We start from the raw sequence: 17,127 nt of genomic DNA, 5'->3' as shown, positions 1-17,127 counted from the left end.
GACGGGGCCGGACAGCGATTTACAGGTCTTTTCGCAGCGAGGCGGGGGCAATTCGCAGCCCTTCCCGGTACTTGGCCACGGTGCGGCGAGCGCAATCAATGCCCTGCTCTTTGAGCATCTCGGAGATCTGATTGTCGCTGAGGGGCTTCTTCAGATTTTCGGCACTGATGAACTGCTTGATCAGCGCCCGCACTGCCGTGCTGGAAGCATTGCCCCCACTGTCGGTCCCCAAGCCGGAGCCGAAGAAGAATTTCAACTCAAAAGTGCCGAATGGCGTGGCCATGTATTTGGCAGTGGTCACACGGCTGATGGTGGACTCGTGCAAGCCCAGTTCGTCTGCAATTTCCCGTAGCACAAGCGGGCGCATGGCCAGTTCGCCATGCATGAAAAAGCTCTTTTGGCGCTCCACAATGGCGTTGCTCACCCGCAAAATCGTGTCGAAACGCTGCTGGATATTTTTGATGAACCAGCGCGCTTCCTGCAGACGCTGTTGCAGCGCCGCATAGTTGGACGCCTCGGTGCCGCCACCCCGGTGTTGCTTGAGTGCGTTGGCATAGATGTCATGCACCCGCAGGCGAGGCATCACGTCGGCGTTGAGGCGAACCCTGAACTGCGCCTGCGATCCGTTGCCCACTTGAGTGACGATGACGTCCGGCACCACGATATTGCGCTCTACATCGGCAAACCGGCGTCCGGGTTTGGGCTCCAGATGCCCAATCAGTGCGATCCCCTCACGAATGGCCGCATCCGGCACACCGCACAATTGCACCAAACGCTTGATGTCACGCCGCGCCAAAACATCCATCGGCTGCGCACAGATGCGCAGGGCCACCGCCACCGTTCTCGCCTGGGCCAACTTGATGTCGTCTTGACTCTGCAAAGCTTTCAGTTGAAGCGTCAAACACTCGGCCAAACCCCGTGCACCCACTCCCACAGGCTCCAATGTTTTAAGCAAGGACAGCGCAACGGTGAAGTGGTGCAGCATTTGCTCCCGCTCTTCAAGGTCATCGCCGGTCAAGCCGTCAACCAACTCAGCCAACGCCTCTTCCAGGTAACCGTCGTCGTTCAGCGACTCAATCAGGAAACGCAGGGCGGCGCCATCTTCTTCACTCAGGTGCAAAGCCAGGGCCTGCCGGTGCAAATGGCTTTGCAGCGACTCCTGGCTGCGCGCCAGTTCGGTCACATCGGCATCACTGTCACCATCCAGGTTGTTGCCGTGGGCCTTGGCCTCGCCCCCCCACTCGCCATCATCGGGCGCCATGGAAGCACTGCCGTCGCCGTCCCAGCTCTGCCCGTCGTCTGCCGACAGGGGCGACAATTCGGCATCGGTTTCGCTGCTCACCCGGACTTCCGCAGTGAACTCGGCAGGAGCATGCGCGCCGGCTTCCACATCCAGATCCTCATTGCGGACCGGTGCATCGGCTTGTGCCAGTCCAAATTCTTCGCGTGGCGGCTCTTCTGCGCTCACCTCCAAAAACGGGTTTTCGTCCAGCATTTGCTCGACTTCCTGGCTCATTTCCAGCGTCGACAGCTGCAACAGCCGGATGGACTGCTGCAATTGCGGCGTCAGCGACAGGTGCTGGGAAACACGAAGGGACAGGCCAGGCTTCATCGCCCCCCCCACCGTTCAGGACAGGCCAACGTCCGCGAGGCGGCACGCCTGTGGAAAGCAATCAGTAGGTAAGGAAGGGATAGACAGTGCACCCGGCTCACATTCTGAAATGTTCGCCGAGGTACACCCGGCGAACATTGGCGTCGTTGACGATCTCGGCAGGCTTGCCTTGGGCCAGCACACTGCCGTCACTGATGATGTAGGCGTGGTCGCAAATGCCCAGGGTTTCCCGCACGTTGTGGTCAGTGATGAGCACCCCCAGCCCACGCTCTTTCAGGAAACTGATAATTCGCTGAATCTCGATCACGGCGATGGGATCAATCCCGGCAAAGGGCTCATCCAGAAGAATAAACCGGGGTTGCGTTGCCAAGGCGCGCGCGATCTCGACCCGCCGGCGCTCACCACCAGACAGCGCCAATGCCGCCGAGCCACGCAGATGATCCACCCGCAAGTCTTGCAACAATTCGGTGAGTCGTTTTTCGATTTCCGGCTTGCTCAGCGGTCGACCGGCGTCATCGCGCTGCAACTCCAGCACGGCGCGCACGTTATCTTCCACGTTGAGCTTGCGAAAAATAGAGGCTTCCTGAGGCAAATAGCTCAAGCCCATGCGTGCCCGTCGGTGAATGGGCATGTGGCCCACCGACTGCCCGTCAATGGTGATGTCACCCGCGCTGGCGTGCACCAAGCCCACAATCATGTAGAACGAGGTAGTCTTGCCGGCACCATTGGGGCCCAGCAAACCCACCACTTCACCTTTTCTGACGACCAAGGACACGTCTTTGACCGCTTGACGCCCGCCATAAAACTTCTGCAGATGGCTGACTTCCAGTCGACTTTCGCCGCTGGCCGCCTCCAGGCGAGAAGGTGTCTCGGTGATGGCCTCCGGGGTACTCACTTCTTGTCCGTCCCCATCGTGGTGGTCGAACGAAGTGCGGGCACCAGCGGTGCCAAGGCACCTTTCGGCGTGCCGGAATCCGACTTGGGCGTCAGCATGGCGCGGACCCGCCCGCTTTTTACGCCATCGGTTTTGGTGACGGAGCCGTCGATGGTGAACACGTCTGTGCTGTTGTTGTACTGAATCACGCCGCCGGTGAACTCGTCACTGAGCGTCGCCCCCCGGTAGCGGCGCAGCTTGGCATTGGTCAGGAACTTGACGGTGTCCGCTCGGCTGTCGTACTCAATCGTGTCGCCTTCGCCCTCAATGTATTCGTCAACACCTTCGCGCTTTTGGCGGAAAAAAGCTTGTTTGTTCGGCTCGGAAAGCACCAGACCAAATTGATTGCCCTCGGAATCCTGCTTCACATCAATTTTGGCACCGCGAATCAGAATTGTGCCTTTGGTTAACACCACCCGGCCGGTAAACACACTGGTTTGTCGCTGATCGTCATAGCGCAGCGAATCCGCCTCAATATTCATGGGCTTGTCACGGTCCGCTTTTTCCGCATACGCCTGGCCAGCGCTCAGGGCGAGGCAAACAACCAGAAACAGAGAGGTGAGTGTTATTTTCATAAAGGCATGAATCTTGCTGCAGTGTCAGTTTATGTCATTGTAGCGACCCGTTCGCCCAAGCCAAGCCCCCCCCCGCCTCACGGTGGGTCAATACCAACTTGCGTTACATGAAGCGCCATCGAGGCACGCGTGTGGGTTCAAGGCTAAAAAGAGCTCCGCCCAACGCCCCCATCAGGCATCAGCCGGCGGGACGCACTCATTTGAGGGCCAGCCGGCCTGATGCGACTAGCGTCCGCTGCGAACCTGGGCGACCAGCGACTCCACTACTTGCAAGGCGCGCTCCATGCCCTTGGCCTGTGTGCCATCGGTGTAGAAGCGTCCGGCAACGCCGAGCGCCGGCACGCCCTCAACGCTATAGGCGTTTTGCAACAAGGTCGCCTTCTTGGCCTTGGTGACCACGGAGAATGAGTTGAACTGCTGCGTAAACTTGGCCTTGTCAACACCTTGGGAGACGACCCAAGGCACGATGGCGTCTTCCGTGTCCAATTTTTGGCGCTCGGCGTGAATGGCAGCAAAGACCTTGGAGTTCAGTTTTCCGACCAAACCCATGGCCTCCAGCGCGTAATAAAGACGCTGCTGAGGAATGAAGCTGTCCCGGAAGGCAATTGGCACCTTACGCATCACCACATCAGCGGGCAAACGCTTGACCCACGCCTCCAACGTCGGTTCAAACGCGTTGCAATGCGGGCAGTTGTACCAAAAAAACTCCACTACTTCGATTTTCCCCGCTGGGGCTTCAACCGCAGCGACGGGCTTCACTTCAAGATAATCCTCACCGGCCTGATAAGGCTTGCCTTGTGCAAAAACAAGCGACGGCAAAGCCGACGCACCAGCTACCGCACCACAGGTCAGGGAAAAATCACGACGCTTCATCTTTGAACACTCCAGTTAAATCAGTCGGACTTACGCTGTTGGCATAAGTTCAATAGCAGCGCTCTAGCGCGCCACAGACACCAGCGCTGTCTCCAGGCCAACGGCATCCAGTTTTTCCTTGGACTGGATCGCATCGTCCTTTTTCTCATAGGGCCCAACACGCACCCGGTAGACAGTGCGTCCCGATTGCTCTCGCTCTGAGACCTTGGCTTCAATGCCTCCCAAGGACAGGCGAGCCCGCTGGCTTTCGGCATCTACAGCAGTTCGGAAAGCACCCAGCTGAACAAAATAGTAATAGGGGTCAGCCTTGGCAGCACCCGAGCGCGCCTTGGCGAGGTCACCCAATGGGTCAGCAGAGACGGCGGGCTTGACCTCGGCCGGCTTGGCGTCTGCTGGTTTCACGACAGGGGCTGCGATCTCGGCGGCAGGCGCAGGAGTGACTGAAGAGTCCACGGGTTTTGTCACCGGCTTCACTTGCAACGCGGCATTGGGGTCCCAATCCTTGTTGCGCAGGGTCTCCATGAAGTCTTGCTCGACGGTACGGCTACTGGCCTTGTTCACAAAGGGAACCGGAACTTTGGTGACGTAAACCGCCACGCCCAAAGCGATTCCCAAGCCCACCACCACGCCCAGAATGAAGCCCAATATGGTGCCTCCGCGTTGCTTGTTCATGTGCTGCATCTCGTTTTATGGTTACATTTTTTGCGGGGCACTGACGCCCAGCACGGCGAGGCCATTGTGCAACACCTGCGCGGTAGCCGCGACTAGTGCCAGGCGCGCCAGTTTGACCGCCTCGTCGTCCACCAGAATGCGCTCTGCGTCGTAATAGCTGTGATAACACGCCGCTAGTTCCCGTAAGTAGAAGGTGACATCGTGTGGCGCGAAGCCCTGAGCGGCCATGGTCAACATGTCCGGGTACTTGGCAAGAAGCAGCATCAAAGCCTGCGCCTGAGGACTTTCCAGTGGGGACAGATCGACGCCTGCTAGGCTGGCCGCATCGCCGCCCCAAGCGCTCAGCACCGAACAAATGCGGGCGTGCGCGTATTGCACGTAGTACACCGGATTGTCATTGTTCTTGGCCACCGCCAGATCGACATCAAAGGTGTACTCCGTGTCAGGCTTGCGGCTAAGCAGGAAAAAGCGCACCGCGTCTTTGGAGGTCCATTCAATCAGGTCGCGCAGCGTCACATAGCTGCCTGCCCGTTTGGATATCTTGACCTCTTCGCCACCGCGCACCACCCGCACCATCGTGTGCAACACATAGTCAGGGTAGCCCTCAGGGATGCCAGCACCCGCGGCCTGCAGGCCGGCGCGCACCCGCGCAATGGTGCCGTGGTGGTCGGTGCCCTGGATGTTGATGACCTTGGAATAGCCACGCTCCCACTTGGCGATGTGGTAGGCCACATCGGGCACAAAGTAAGTAAAGGTGCCATCCTGCTTGCGCATGACGCGGTCTTTGTCGTCACCGTAGTCGGTGGAGCGCAGCCACAGCGCGCCGTCTTGCTCGTAGGTTTTGCCATTAGCCACCAGCGTCTCCACCGTCTTGGCCACCCGGCCGCTGGTGTACAGGCTGGATTCCAGGTAGTACTCGTCAAACTTCAGGTTGAAAGCCTGCAAATCCTTGTCCTGCTCATTGCGCAGGTAGGCCACGGCAAACTGTCGAATCGACTCCACATCGTCCACGTGACCGCTGGCGGTGAATTCGCGGTCATCGGCCTTGACTGTCTTCTTGGCCAGAAAGTCATTGGCGATGTCGGCAATGTAGTCGCCGTTGTAAAAGGCCTTGCTGGCGGGGTTGTCAGAATCGGTGGGCCAGCACTCGTCACCGGGTTTGAAGCCTTTGGCGCGCAATTGGGTGCTGTTGGTGAGCGTCTGGATTTGCACGCCCGCATCGTTGTAATAGAACTCACGGTGCACATTCCAGCCCTGCGACTGGAACAAATTGCAGATTGCATCTCCCAAGGCGGCCTGACGGCCATGGCCCACATGCAGCGGACCGGTCGGGTTGGCCGACACAAACTCGACCAGCATGCGCTGACCGTTGGAGCCTTGGTTGCCATAGGAGGTGGTCTGGGACAGCACCTCGCGCACAATTTGTTGCTTGGCCTCGGGCTTGAGCCGGATGTTGATGAAACCGGGGCCGGCAATATCCACCGCATCCACCCAGCGCTGGTAGCAAGGCGTTGCCAACAGGTCAGCGCGCAGGGTCTCGGCCAGTTGGCGAGGATTCAGTTTCAGGGGTTTGGCCAGTTGCATGGCGGCCGTGGTGGCAAAGTCGCCATGGGCGGCCACTTTGGGCGACTCAAAGGCCGCTTTGGCACCCGCGCCAGGGGACAATTTTTCCAGCGCTTGCGCCAGGGCTTCGAGCAATTCAATTTTTACAGACAGCATGCGCCGATTTTACGAGGGCGCGAGTGGCAAAAAAATCCACCTCTTTTTGACCGGGTGCGAAATCTTTTGGCATGATCCCCCCATGATCTCCCGCTCCGACCTGTCTCCTTCGATCTCCTGCGTGATTCCCGCGTTCAATGAAGCGCGTAATCTGGGCAGCGTGGTGCCCCACATCCTGGCCACATTGGCCCGCATGAGTCCCAACCTTGAACTGATTGTGGTGGACGACGGCAGTCGGGACGACACGGCGCAAGTCATACACACCCTGTGTGTCGACCACCCCCAAGTGGTTTACATCAAGCTGTCTCGCAATTTTGGCAAGGAGCCGGCCCTGACGGCGGGCCTGAACGCTACCCGGGGCGACCTTGTGATCCTCATGGACGCGGACGGACAACATCCAGTGGAACTGCTACCCGACATGCTAGCGAAATGGCGCACGGGGGCGGACGTGGTGTATGCGGTGCGTAAAACCCGGGACGACCAATCCACCCTGCAAGCCACGCTGACGGGCTGGTTTTACCGGCTCGTCAACTTGGGCAACCGGGTTCAAATTCCCGCCAATGCGGGCGATTTCAGGCTGATGGACCGCAAAGTGGTGAACGCGCTGAACAGCCTGCCCGAGCGCAACCGCTTCATGAAAGGCTTGTACGCCTGGGTGGGCTTCAACAGCACCGCCATTGACTACGAACCACTGCCACGTGCCGACGGCAAGAGTAACTTTGGCCTGCGCGGCTCACTCTCTCTGGCGCTAACCGGCATTCTGGCCTTCTCGATCGCGCCGCTACGCGCCATGACGGTACTTGGCTTGGCACTGTCGGCCGTGGCGCTCGGCTATGGCACCTGGGTGGTCGCGGAGTACTTCATCTCCGGCATCGAAGTGCCAGGTTACGCCACCATCGTGGTGGGCATGATGTTCTTCAGCGGTATTCAGTTGCTGTCGATTGGCGTGTTGTCGGAATACGTGGGCCGCATCTACGAAGAAGTCAAACAGCGCCCCTCTTACCTGATCAGCGTGCGTGAAGGCGCTGGCCTGCCCGCGCCAATGCCCCCCCCCCCATTCCCCCAAGCCTCCGAGTCGCTGCCGAAAGCCTCGCTGTTGTGAGCGCGTCGACGTTCTGGTTTCTCGCGGTTGGCGGGTCGGCCGCGCTCACCCACATGGGCGTGTTTGCGCTGGTGCAAAGCCACATGCTGCCTGAGCTGGCGAATGCGCTGGGCTTTGTGATTGCCTTCTTTGTGAGCTTCGCTGGCCACCGCCTGTTGAGCTTCAAGGATGCGGGTACCAGCGTGCGTGCCAGCCTGGGCCGTTTCGCCGTCACCGCGCTGGCAGGGTTTGCCAGCAATGAGTTGATCTTTGCGCTGCTCTTGCGCAGCGCGGGACTACCCGCGCTGGTGGCTTTATTTATTGCTCTGGTGTTTGCAGCCGGGCAAACCTTTTTGTTCAGCCGCTACTGGGCTTTTCGCCGCTAAATCAGCGCCGGATTGGTAAAGCACCCAGCCGGCGCCCTCATAGAACAGGGTCCAACCCGGTTGTTTGGCCAAGTCCTGGTCGCCTTTGCGGGACACAAACCAGTTGCCGCTCACCAGTCCCGCTGCCGTCAAGACCTCAGGGGACTGCAAGACCTTGGCCGCCTTCAAATCAAAGTCCGCGCCCTCAAACAGCTCTCGATGCCAGCCGTCTCCCGCTTGGACGCGCACGGTTGGCCAATCAGCCAGTACCACCATGGGGCGACTGGTCTGGGCATAAAACGGCAAGTCATAGGGGTAGGCCCCAGCCACATACACGGTATCGCTCGCCTGGGCCTCACACGCCAACACAGCCGCCACATCTTGCGTTCGGTTCTCACGGGTGACGCTGGGCACACTGGCCATCAGCGCCACGGCAATACCGATGCTCAGCGCACACAAGCCGGCAAAAGCCTTGCCGGCAAAAGCCCGGTGTCCCATGACGCGGTCCCATCCCATGGCGGCCAGCAAGGCCAGCGGGGGCAACACCGGCAAGATGTAGCCCACCAGTTTGGAGTTCGGGATGGAGAAGAAGCCCAGAATCGCAAGCACCCAGGCCCAGCACAGTCGCCATACGTCTTTTGTCAGAGGGGTGCTCCCCGCTTGACGCGACTCGCGCCGTACCTGGTTCAAGGCAAAAAGCACCCAGGGGAAAAACAACAAGGCCAACGCCAACAAGTAGAACCAGATCGGCTGCGGGTTGTTATAAGTGGCGGCGGTGTAGCGGTTGAACTGCTGACCGATGAACATGTAGTTGAACAGCTCGGGGTGCTTCTGCTGCGCCAGCACAAACCAAGGCACGGCAATGGCGGCAAACAAGGCCAAACCACTCACCCAGGGCAGGTAGAGCACTTTTTTGAACTGCCGCGTCCACAGCAACCAGACAAAAATCACCAGGCCAGGCAGCGCAATGCCAATCAAGCCCTTGCTCAGCATGCCGAACGCGCAGGCCACGAAACCCAGCCGCGCCAACATCGCGTTCGGCCGGTCCCCGGCCATGAAGGCAAAAGCAAAGCACCAGATCGCCACGCCAATCCAGGTGGCCACTGCCATGTCATGGTTCACATACTGCCCGCCCACCAAAAAGGCCAGGCTGGTACCCAGCATCACCGCGGCGCGCCGTGCTGTGGACTCTGAGGTCAGGGTGCGGGCCGACAGGTACAAAGCCACCGTCATCAGCGCCACGTGTAGCGCTGGCACCAGGCGCAGGGCAAATTCGTTGACACCGAAGGTGGCCAGCGACATCGCCTCCAGCCAATACACGTAAGGGGGTTTGTGGAAAAACGGCAGGCCGTTCAGGCGTGGCGTAAGCCAATCTCCACTTTGCAGCATCCAGCGGCCAATCTCGCCGTAGCGGCCCTCATCGGGGACGGCTAGCGGCCGCAAAGCGGCCATGACCAGCAGCAAAAGCCAGAGAGCGGCCAGAGTCAGCCAAGATTTTTGTCGTTCAGTCAGGGAGGTATTCACCGCCAAATTTTAGCGGGCGAGCAGCGCGTCCCGGCCCCGCACCACCTCGACCCCCGCCGCATGCAAGGCGACGGGAAAGTCATCGCCATTCAAATAAGCGAACTCCCAGACTCGGGCTGGCCCGATTCCATCCCCGCTCTCAGCGGCCTGCGCCGGGTGGCACATGATGATGCTGCCTGTGGGCGCCTGCGCCAGCCACTGGGTCATGGCTTGACCATAGCTGGCCTGATCGCCCGTGAAATCATAGATGCCTAACAAGGCGCTGGACCCCGCCAATCCTGCGGGAGAAGCTATTCTTTCGAGAGCATCGACGCCCATGACGGCGATCACCCGGGCTTTCATATCGGCCTGCCCCACTGGCGCCCGGGACAGGCGCAAATAGGGCTTGCGCCCGCTGTGTCCTGCATAACGGTCAGTCAAAGCTTGCACCAAGGCTTGGCGAATGCCGTTGAACTGCTGCACATGTTGGTGGCCATCCACGTAATCGGGTGGCGCTTGCCAATGCGCCTCAAACAAATCCAGCTGATGGTCGATCACCGTGCGCGCCACCCGGCGGTCAAATCCACCCAGTGCGGCCTTCAGCATGGCGCGACCCAAGCTTAAGCCGTGCCCCTGCGACAACGAAAATTCACTGGTCCAGTCCAGATGCAGGCCAACGTCAATACGATTCCGCACAGGTTCAAGCAGCGCCACATCTTGCGCCCAGCGCGGCGACAGCACCATGGCACTGGTGGCGCTGATGCGCCCGGCAACCGCCAACTCGGCAATGCCGCGAGACGCGCTGGCGTTGACTGCAAAGTCATCAGCACACAAGATCACGCGCCGCACAGGGGAAGCAGAAAAATTCATCGGGTCGCCTGCCAGTAGCCGGCCTGGCCGTAGTGGTGTTTCAAGTAGTCAATCCACAGCCGAACCCGCAACGGCAAGTGCTTTCGCTGAGGAAATACCGCGTAGATGCCATTGGGAGGCGCCGCATATTCTTCCAGCACGGCCACCAGAGTGCCGGCAGCAATCTCAGCCTCGACTTCCCAGGTGCTGCGCCAAGCAACGCCGTAGCCGGCCAGACACCATTCGTGCAAGACCTGGCCGTCGGAGCAGTCCAGCGGACCGCCAGGTTTGAGGTGAATCAACTCTGGTCCGCCGTTCTTGGGCACCTGAAACGCCCAGCCTCGGGTTTGCGAGGCATCGCTGGATAAGGTCAGGCAATCGTGGCGGGACAACTCTGTGGGGTGAGTGGGCGTGCCATGCTGCTGCAGATACTTGGGCGTGGCCACGCACAGGCGTCGGTTGTCGGCCAGTCGCACGCTGACCATGGACGAGTCAGGCATGTCGCCCACCCTTACGGCGCAGTCAAAACCCTCGCCGGCCACATCCACCACCCGGTCACCCAAGTTCAGAGAGATGGTGACGTCCGCGTGCAATTCCCGAAAGCGCGGCACCAGCGGCGCCACATGGCGCCGTCCGAACCCGGCCGGCGCGGTAATGCGCAAGTGCCCGCTGGCTTTGACGCCGCCAGCCGACACGCTGGCCTCTGCATTGGCCACATCGGCCAACACCCGTTGGCAATCCTCCAAAAACGCACTGCCCTCGTGAGTGAGAGTGATGCGCCGGGTGGTACGCACCAGCAGCTTCACACCCAGTCGAGCCTCCAGCGCATCCAACCGCCGCCCCATGATGGCCGGTGCCACGCCCTCAGCCACTGCAGCCGCAGTCAGACCGCCCCGGGTGGCAACGGAGACAAATGACTCCAATTGTTTGAACTTATCCATGCAAGGAGATTACCTTCATAAAAGTAAATTTTTGGCCGGCATTTGAAATGATTGGGTCGAAAATGACGTCCAGCCGGGACTGCCACGATTGTGCGGTTGACGAAAGGACCAATCGGCGCGCTTGGTCGCTGGTGTCGCGCGGCAAAGCACGTGACGTCCTTGCCACTGAACCCCTCACTGCGGCGCCCTCCATCTCACCCGGTCGCGAAGCCAACCAAGAAGAACATCGGTACGGGCGCCGCTGCCAGCAGTACGACCGCGAGGAAGGCGGGCGGCGGGAACAGTCCACTCATCCCGGCGCACAGGGCGATGCCTCCGCCGCCGCCGACAACTGAATTGCCAGGCAGATTGAGCAAGACCGCCAACCCGATGTGGCGATGACGCAGCAAGAATGGAACCACGCGGCGTGGCGCCCCCTCGACCAGCAGCGCCAGGCGCGCGCTGGCGTCGAGCGGCGCCAACCGAAGCACCAGCCCCTGCGCCCGACTGAATCCACATGCGGCCAAGCCTGCACCAATCGAAGACACTGGGACCAGCCTGCCGACCCCATAGGCCAGCAAGAGCGCTGTGACCATGCCCCCGTAGACCAGCAGCGCCACCCTTGGACCAAAGACCATTAATAAAGCAAAGCCGACCTCTGCCCCAGGCACAAATGGTATTGCCGACGCCAAGACAAACACCAGCATGGCGATCAAGATGAGTTTGTGAACCATGGGCTCGTTGCCAGGCCGGACATCGATGGCGGCAATGTCAAAAAGATGCTGCCCGACGAACCACCCTCCCAATAGCAGCGTGAGGTAAACGGCGATCAGAACAAGCCATCGCCATCGCTTTACAAGCGCCTGCATTGGGCCCTTTCCTGCGAACCATTGCCAATCGGCAAAGCCGCAGCGCCTGGCGGCGCTGTCGTTGCCAGCGCACCAATAAACGCCAGTTTGCGCTCAATATCCCCATACCAGCGCGGCTGGGTCCAATTGATGTGAACGTCGATCTGACCGCCGTCAACGTGTCCCGAAAAATCGAACCGGCCGCGATCCGGGCTTTGCAGGGTGCCTTGAAACTGGATACGGTCCCCTATGCGGCGACTCCAATAGACGCCAGGTTGGTAGCCGCAAGCCACGCAGTTCGTTGACCAGAACTGGCCGCCAGCAAAGTGCAACTCGTCATCAAGATCCCGGTTGTTCTCGGGGCCGATCTTGCCGACGAAGCTCATGCCATCAAGCGGGCCGCGACCGGCTTGCGCCGATGCGGCGGGGTCGCCCGGCTGGCCGGCGCCCTGGGCCGCTGCCAGGTTCGCAAAGATTGCAAACATCAACGCCATGCCAGCCCCGATTCGACGCCATTTAATTGGCATTGAGACCTCCAAGCCTTGTCGTTGTCCAGACCAGCAGAGCAACTCTGTGCACTCTTTGCGCGCCGACGTGGTCTTTTGGGCAGTGGGCAACTCGATCTGCATGCCAATTGATCGACCCTGAATGGGTCCGCACAAGAAGCAAGCTCTGGGGCCTTCGTGGTGGCTACGGCCGCCGAGGACCGCTTCGAGCGGCCGTGGCAACAGACACGCATGACTCCCACTGTTTGTCCTTGTTCAACAGGGAGTTTGGCGTGCCAAAAAACGCATTCCTCAATGCTTTTTGAATTCATCCGTGCCGCTGGTGATCGACCGCGGTCAAACCTTGACACACAAAGACCCTGATCGGACAACGACCAACCCCATCTTAGGCATCAACAACCGGGATGACCCGGCACCAATGAAGGAGGTTGTGTATGGCCTGGACCTTGTTGCTTGTGGCCCCATTGCTGGAAGTCGTTTGGGCCTATTCCATGAAGCTGTCCGAGGGTTTCACGCGCGTGATTCCCATCGATATCACACTTACCACTATAGCGGCAGGTTTTGGACTCCTGTCCGTGGCGATGAAGGCCCCGCCACTGGGCACGGCTTACACCATCTGGAGGGGCATTGGGGCGATTGGCGCCTTCCTGGCGGGCATCGCGGCGCTGGGCGAGCCACTGACCACTACCCGAGCGCTGACCGCCGCTCTTATCGCCTCGTGCCTGATCCTTGTGAGATTTACCAGCGTGGGATAGCGCCTGTCACACCTGCCAGCCAACCCGACCGCGCCAGCGTGATTCCCCCCATCAGAGCAACCATGGCGTAGCGGTTGCCTTAACCAGGGGTCCATTTGCAGGCGTTAAAACTTCAGCCTGGCGAGTAATTCATCGGAAGGCCTAGCGCTGAACTTGCTGACCACGACGATGCTGATGAAGGAGAGGATGAAGCTGGGCAACAACTCATACAGGTAATGACCTTCGACCGCGACGAAGTTCTTGAAGACCACGATCGAAACCGAACCCACCAGGATACCGGCAATGGCACCCGCCTTGGTGGTATCGCGCCACATCAATGACAAGATAACCAGTGGGCCGAAGGCGGCGCCGAAACCACCCCACGCATAGGCCACCATGCTGAGAATATTGCCCTCATCGGTTACCGCGATGACATAGGCAAGAATGGCAAAGCCGACGACTCCGAAACGGCTCACCCAGGCTTTTTTCTCATTCGACATATTTTTGCCAATCGGGGTGTCTTCGGTCAGTGCGGAACTCAACACCAGCAACTGAGAATCAGCCGTCGACATGACCGCAGCGAGCACAGCGGCCAGCACAAAACCACTGAATATCGGGTGAAACAGAACCGTGGACAGCGCGAGAAAGACGCGCTCGCTATTACCGCCTTCACCACTGACCCCGGCCAGGCCGAAGGCCTCGCTATAACCGATTCCAATCAGGCCGATGCAGGTGGAAAAGAACAGCGAAATAATCATCCAGCTCATGCCGATACGCCGCGCAGCGGGAACCGATTCAACGTTTTTAATGCCCACGAAACGGGCCAAAATATGGGGTTGACCGAAGTAACCCAGACCCCAGGCCATCAATGACGCGCCGCTCAAGATGGAGCCGGCCTTCCAGTCGAAGGCCTTCGGGTTGACTGTGCTGATATCGACCGGGTTGCCAGCGATCGCGAAGTACCCCAGCATTGCGGTGAACAGCAGCGCAAGAAACATCAATATGCCCTGGATCAGGTCGGTCCAGCAGACTGCCAGGTAACCACCGAGGAAGGTATAGGAAACCACCACGATGGTGGTGATGATCATCGCGGTTTTCTCGGAGGCATCAAAGGTGTATGCGAACAACAGCGTGCCGCCTTTTAAACCCGAGGCAACGTAGAGCGTGAAGAACAGCATGATGACCACCGCCGCGACGATTTTCAAAATGCCGGATTTATCCTCGAATCTCTCCCCGATATAGGTTGGCAACGTGATCGCATCGAGGTCTTCGGTGAACTGTCTGAGCCTCGCGGCCACCAGTGTCCAGTTAAGGTAGGCACCGATGATCAGGCCCGCGGATATCCACAGCCCCTCGCTTAACCCGCCAACAAATACCGCGCCGGGTAGACCGAGCAACAACCAGCCGCTCATGTCGGACGCGCCGGCGCTGATCGCCGTGGTCGCCGGCCCCAAAGATCGACCGCCAGCAATATAGCCGGCGTTGTCGCTGGTTTTTGACATCGAGTACCAACCGATGCCGAGCATCATTGCCAAGTAAATACCAAATTGCGTGTAAGCAAGAATCATGATTTCTCCTCGTCTTTATAAAACAACCAAACTCGGGACCTTGTTTTTTATGTCTATTTTTCCAAAATAACTTCAGATGAATTCCGTATGAAACTTTCGAATCCAGTCGTTAATTTTTTGCCATTTGGCGCTTCAGGTGGCGAGCTTTGAACATAGGCCAGCCACGGATGGGAATTTGACCCATGGTGAGCAGTTCCGTCGATTCAACACTGGCGAAGACTCCACCGGCCAATACGGCGATACCGACCGAGGCTCCGGCGACTGCAGTAACTTCCTGAATGCAGATCACCTCGCCACTTCCTGAAGACCACATGTTGTGACGCTTCATGCCGCCCGCCCCGAACATGGCTTTTGCTGCAGCCTCTCGGACTTCGGGTTTTGCGATCGAGCCCTTGAACGATTCTTGGCTGTAAGGAGCCCGCGTCAAACAAATACTCATGTCCTGTATCTCCAAGCTGATTGGCTTTGTGCGCGGCCAGGATTTCCCGGCTACTTGGTGCTGTCAGGCAGACAACCCATCCTAGCCACAAAGCCACCATAGGCCGATTGCTGTCAAATAGCAAATTGGATGTCCAAGTCATCCGGGAAATAGCGCTCCAACGCCTTGTTGCTCCCGGCTTTAGGTTCACGTCGAGTTAGCGGCAATTGCGCCACTTGAGTTCAAGTTCTGGACTACAAGTGAAGCCCAGTTCAAGCAGTCCTTGTTCGGCTGGCTTCGCGGGTGCCCAAAATACGAGACCTGCCGTCAAGAGGAAGCCCATGGGCCCGTACCCTCGTAAGCAACCACTTTGCCGCGACCCATTCAAATGAGCGAATGGCGCTTAAGGGTCGACTGGTGAACTACACGAACAGCGACTGACCGGAGCCACAACTCATGCCATTTGGCGACCAGAAAGCGGGCACTCCCTACCGATTCATTTCGCCCGCATTGCGGCTGTAGGACCCCACAACGCTCAAAGACTCAGCTTTTTTTGAAAATAAACACGGCGCCATTGTCTTGGCCGCCATGGTTGTAAGTTTCGGCCTCGTGGCCGCCCCAATGGGAACAATGCCGCCGGGCCCCCCTCCCCCGTCTGGATCGGGAATGACGCCATCTTGGTGGGCATTGCCTTCCTGGGCGAGCCGCGCACCTTCGGCTTAGCCGACTGCCCGCCCAGCGCGCAGCAACTCAATCGCCTCCGGCGCGTATCCCAGCACGGCCAAAAGCTCCGCCGTGTGCTGGCCCAGCGTCGGGGGCGAGTGCCGCACCCCCAGGCGCTGGCCATCCATAGTAAAGGGAAACAATGTAGTTTGGGCCGTCTGGCCAGCACGCTCGCCATCGGGCAAGGTGATGTCGGCCAGGCCACCGGTAGCGATCAGGTGCTCGTCATCAAACAACTCTTCGGGTTTTCGAATCGGGGCAAATGGCAAGTCAGCAGCCTCCAGCCGCTCGGTCAAGTCCTGCGCACTGCGCAGGGCCAGCCGGGTGCGCAACTCGGGCAGCAGGGTGGCGCGCTCGCGCACCCGGTCGTTGTTGCTGGCGTATTTGGGGTTCGTTTTGAGGTCGGGCAGGTCCAACGCGTCACAGAAGGTGAGCCACTGCGCGTCGCTGACCGCGGCCAGAAAAATCTGCTCACCGTCTTTCACGGTGAAAACGTCGTACACCGCCCATGGCGAAATGCGCGCGGGCATGGGCGCGGCGGCCTGGCCGGTCATCGCGTATTGCAGCATGTGCTGGCCCACCAGAAACACATTGTTCTCAAACAAGGCGCTTTGCACCTCCTGACCTTTGCCAGTGATGCCGCGCTGGATAAGGGCACCCAAGGTCCCGATGGCACCAAACATGCCGCCCATGATGTCATTCACACTGGTGCCGGCGCGCAGCGGGTCGCCGGGGCGCCCGGTCATATAGGCCAGCCCTCCCATCATCTGCACCACCTCATCCAGCGCCGTTCGATTTTCGTAGGGGCCGGGCAAAAACCCTTTGTGGCTGACGTAGATCAGCCGCTCATTGACTTTCGACAAGGCGGCATAGTCCAGACCGTACTTGGCCATGGTGCCGGGTTTGAAGTTTTCGGCCACCACATCGGCGCTGGCCGCCAACCGGCGCGCCACCTGGGCTCCTTCAGGCGAATGCAGGTCAATGGCAATGCTTTTCTTGTTGCGATTGAACATAGGGAAGAAGCCGGCACCGGCGCCCAACAAGTGGCGCGTTCGGTCGCCTTGAAGCGGCTCGACCTTGATGACCTCAGCGCCCATGTCGGCCAACACCATGCCGCAAGTGGGGCCCATCACCATGTGGGTGAACTCCACCACCCGCAGGCCGGTGAGGGGCAAGTGCCGTTGGGAAGATGCGGAGGTCGATGTCGTCATGAAATTGGGGTATCCA

Annotated in this window: 17 protein-coding genes; 3 read left to right on the top strand and 14 right to left on the bottom strand. The window is 59.4% G+C overall.

The window, feature by feature from the left end:
• Positions 1-19: 19 nt before the first annotated feature.
• From rpoN to argS, 6 genes are all read right to left on the bottom strand, one after another.
• Positions 20-1,612, bottom strand: a complete 1,593-nt coding sequence (gene rpoN, locus J8G15_RS17180; RefSeq protein ID WP_210543695.1) for an RNA polymerase factor sigma-54 — start codon at positions 1,610-1,612, stop codon at positions 20-22.
• A gap of 97 nt (positions 1,613-1,709) precedes the next feature.
• Positions 1,710-2,507, bottom strand: a complete 798-nt coding sequence (gene lptB / locus J8G15_RS17175) for an LPS export ABC transporter ATP-binding protein (protein ID WP_240538351.1) — start codon at positions 2,505-2,507, stop codon at positions 1,710-1,712.
• Positions 2,504-3,121 (bottom strand): lipopolysaccharide transport periplasmic protein LptA, encoded by a 618-nt coding sequence (lptA, locus tag J8G15_RS17170; RefSeq protein ID WP_210543694.1) that lies wholly within the window; start codon positions 3,119-3,121, stop codon positions 2,504-2,506. The genes lptB and lptA overlap by 4 nt, the downstream gene beginning before the upstream one ends.
• A gap of 225 nt (positions 3,122-3,346) precedes the next feature.
• Positions 3,347-3,994 carry a thiol:disulfide interchange protein DsbA/DsbL gene (locus tag J8G15_RS17165; RefSeq protein WP_210543693.1) on the bottom strand — a complete coding sequence of 216 codons (648 nt, stop codon included), beginning with the start codon at positions 3,992-3,994 and terminating at the stop codon, positions 3,347-3,349.
• Positions 3,995-4,057: 63 nt separating this feature from the next.
• Complete coding sequence (locus J8G15_RS17160) at positions 4,058-4,666, bottom strand: SPOR domain-containing protein (protein WP_210543692.1); 609 nt, start codon at positions 4,664-4,666, stop codon at positions 4,058-4,060.
• Between the two features lie 21 nt (positions 4,667-4,687).
• A complete protein-coding gene (gene argS, locus J8G15_RS17155; protein WP_210543691.1) occupies positions 4,688-6,385 on the bottom strand; it encodes an arginine--tRNA ligase in 1,698 nt (565 codons plus the stop codon).
• Between the two features lie 82 nt (positions 6,386-6,467).
• Here argS and J8G15_RS17150 point away from each other — a divergent pair, with 82 nt between their 5' ends.
• Both J8G15_RS17150 and J8G15_RS17145 read left to right on the top strand, forming a co-directional pair.
• The gene (locus J8G15_RS17150; protein ID WP_210543690.1) at positions 6,468-7,487 is read left to right on the top strand and encodes a glycosyltransferase family 2 protein; all 1,020 of its coding nucleotides are present in this window, start codon (positions 6,468-6,470) and stop codon (positions 7,485-7,487) included.
• Positions 7,484-7,852 carry a GtrA family protein gene (locus J8G15_RS17145; protein WP_210543689.1) on the top strand — a complete coding sequence of 123 codons (369 nt, stop codon included), beginning with the start codon at positions 7,484-7,486 and terminating at the stop codon, positions 7,850-7,852. The genes J8G15_RS17150 and J8G15_RS17145 overlap by 4 nt, the downstream gene beginning before the upstream one ends.
• Here J8G15_RS17145 and J8G15_RS17140 read toward each other — a convergent pair.
• From J8G15_RS17140 to J8G15_RS17120, 5 genes are all read right to left on the bottom strand, one after another.
• On the bottom strand, positions 7,781-9,355 hold the full coding sequence (locus tag J8G15_RS17140; protein WP_210543687.1) for a glycosyltransferase family 39 protein: 1,575 nt from the start codon (positions 9,353-9,355) through the stop codon (positions 7,781-7,783). The genes J8G15_RS17145 and J8G15_RS17140 overlap by 72 nt on opposite strands.
• Before the next feature lie 9 nt (positions 9,356-9,364).
• Entirely contained in the window at positions 9,365-10,204 is an 840-nt protein-coding gene (locus tag J8G15_RS17135; RefSeq protein WP_240538350.1) for a ChbG/HpnK family deacetylase, read from the bottom strand.
• Positions 10,201-11,124 carry a LysR family transcriptional regulator gene (locus J8G15_RS17130; protein WP_210543685.1) on the bottom strand — a complete coding sequence of 308 codons (924 nt, stop codon included), beginning with the start codon at positions 11,122-11,124 and terminating at the stop codon, positions 10,201-10,203. Before J8G15_RS17130 ends, J8G15_RS17135 begins: the two co-directional genes overlap by 4 nt.
• Before the next feature lie 194 nt (positions 11,125-11,318).
• Positions 11,319-11,972 carry a hypothetical protein gene (locus J8G15_RS17125; protein ID WP_210543683.1) on the bottom strand — a complete coding sequence of 218 codons (654 nt, stop codon included), beginning with the start codon at positions 11,970-11,972 and terminating at the stop codon, positions 11,319-11,321.
• The gene (locus J8G15_RS17120; RefSeq protein WP_210543682.1) at positions 11,957-12,478 is read right to left on the bottom strand and encodes a hypothetical protein; all 522 of its coding nucleotides are present in this window, start codon (positions 12,476-12,478) and stop codon (positions 11,957-11,959) included. Before J8G15_RS17120 ends, J8G15_RS17125 begins: the two co-directional genes overlap by 16 nt.
• A 413-nt stretch (positions 12,479-12,891) precedes the next feature.
• Here J8G15_RS17120 and J8G15_RS17115 point away from each other — a divergent pair, with 413 nt between their 5' ends.
• Positions 12,892-13,212 (top strand): multidrug efflux SMR transporter, encoded by a 321-nt coding sequence (locus J8G15_RS17115; protein ID WP_210543681.1) that lies wholly within the window; start codon positions 12,892-12,894, stop codon positions 13,210-13,212.
• Positions 13,213-13,316: 104 nt separating this feature from the next.
• Here J8G15_RS17115 and putP read toward each other — a convergent pair whose 3' ends face one another.
• From putP to J8G15_RS17100, 3 genes are all read right to left on the bottom strand, one after another.
• Positions 13,317-14,759, bottom strand: a complete 1,443-nt coding sequence (gene putP, locus J8G15_RS17110; RefSeq protein ID WP_210543680.1) for a sodium/proline symporter PutP — start codon at positions 14,757-14,759, stop codon at positions 13,317-13,319.
• A 109-nt stretch (positions 14,760-14,868) separates the two neighbouring features.
• Positions 14,869-15,213 (bottom strand): hypothetical protein, encoded by a 345-nt coding sequence (locus J8G15_RS17105; protein ID WP_210543679.1) that lies wholly within the window; start codon positions 15,211-15,213, stop codon positions 14,869-14,871.
• Between the two features lie 683 nt (positions 15,214-15,896).
• Positions 15,897-17,111 (bottom strand): CaiB/BaiF CoA-transferase family protein, encoded by a 1,215-nt coding sequence (locus tag J8G15_RS17100; RefSeq protein WP_210543678.1) that lies wholly within the window; start codon positions 17,109-17,111, stop codon positions 15,897-15,899.
• Positions 17,112-17,127: the final 16 nt, after the last annotated feature.

Origin of the sequence: Rhodoferax sp. PAMC 29310, from assembly GCF_017948265.1 — a bacterium.
GTDB lineage: Bacteria > Pseudomonadota > Gammaproteobacteria > Burkholderiales > Burkholderiaceae_C > Rhodoferax.
This window is presented reverse-complemented; position numbering and strand designations above follow the sequence as displayed.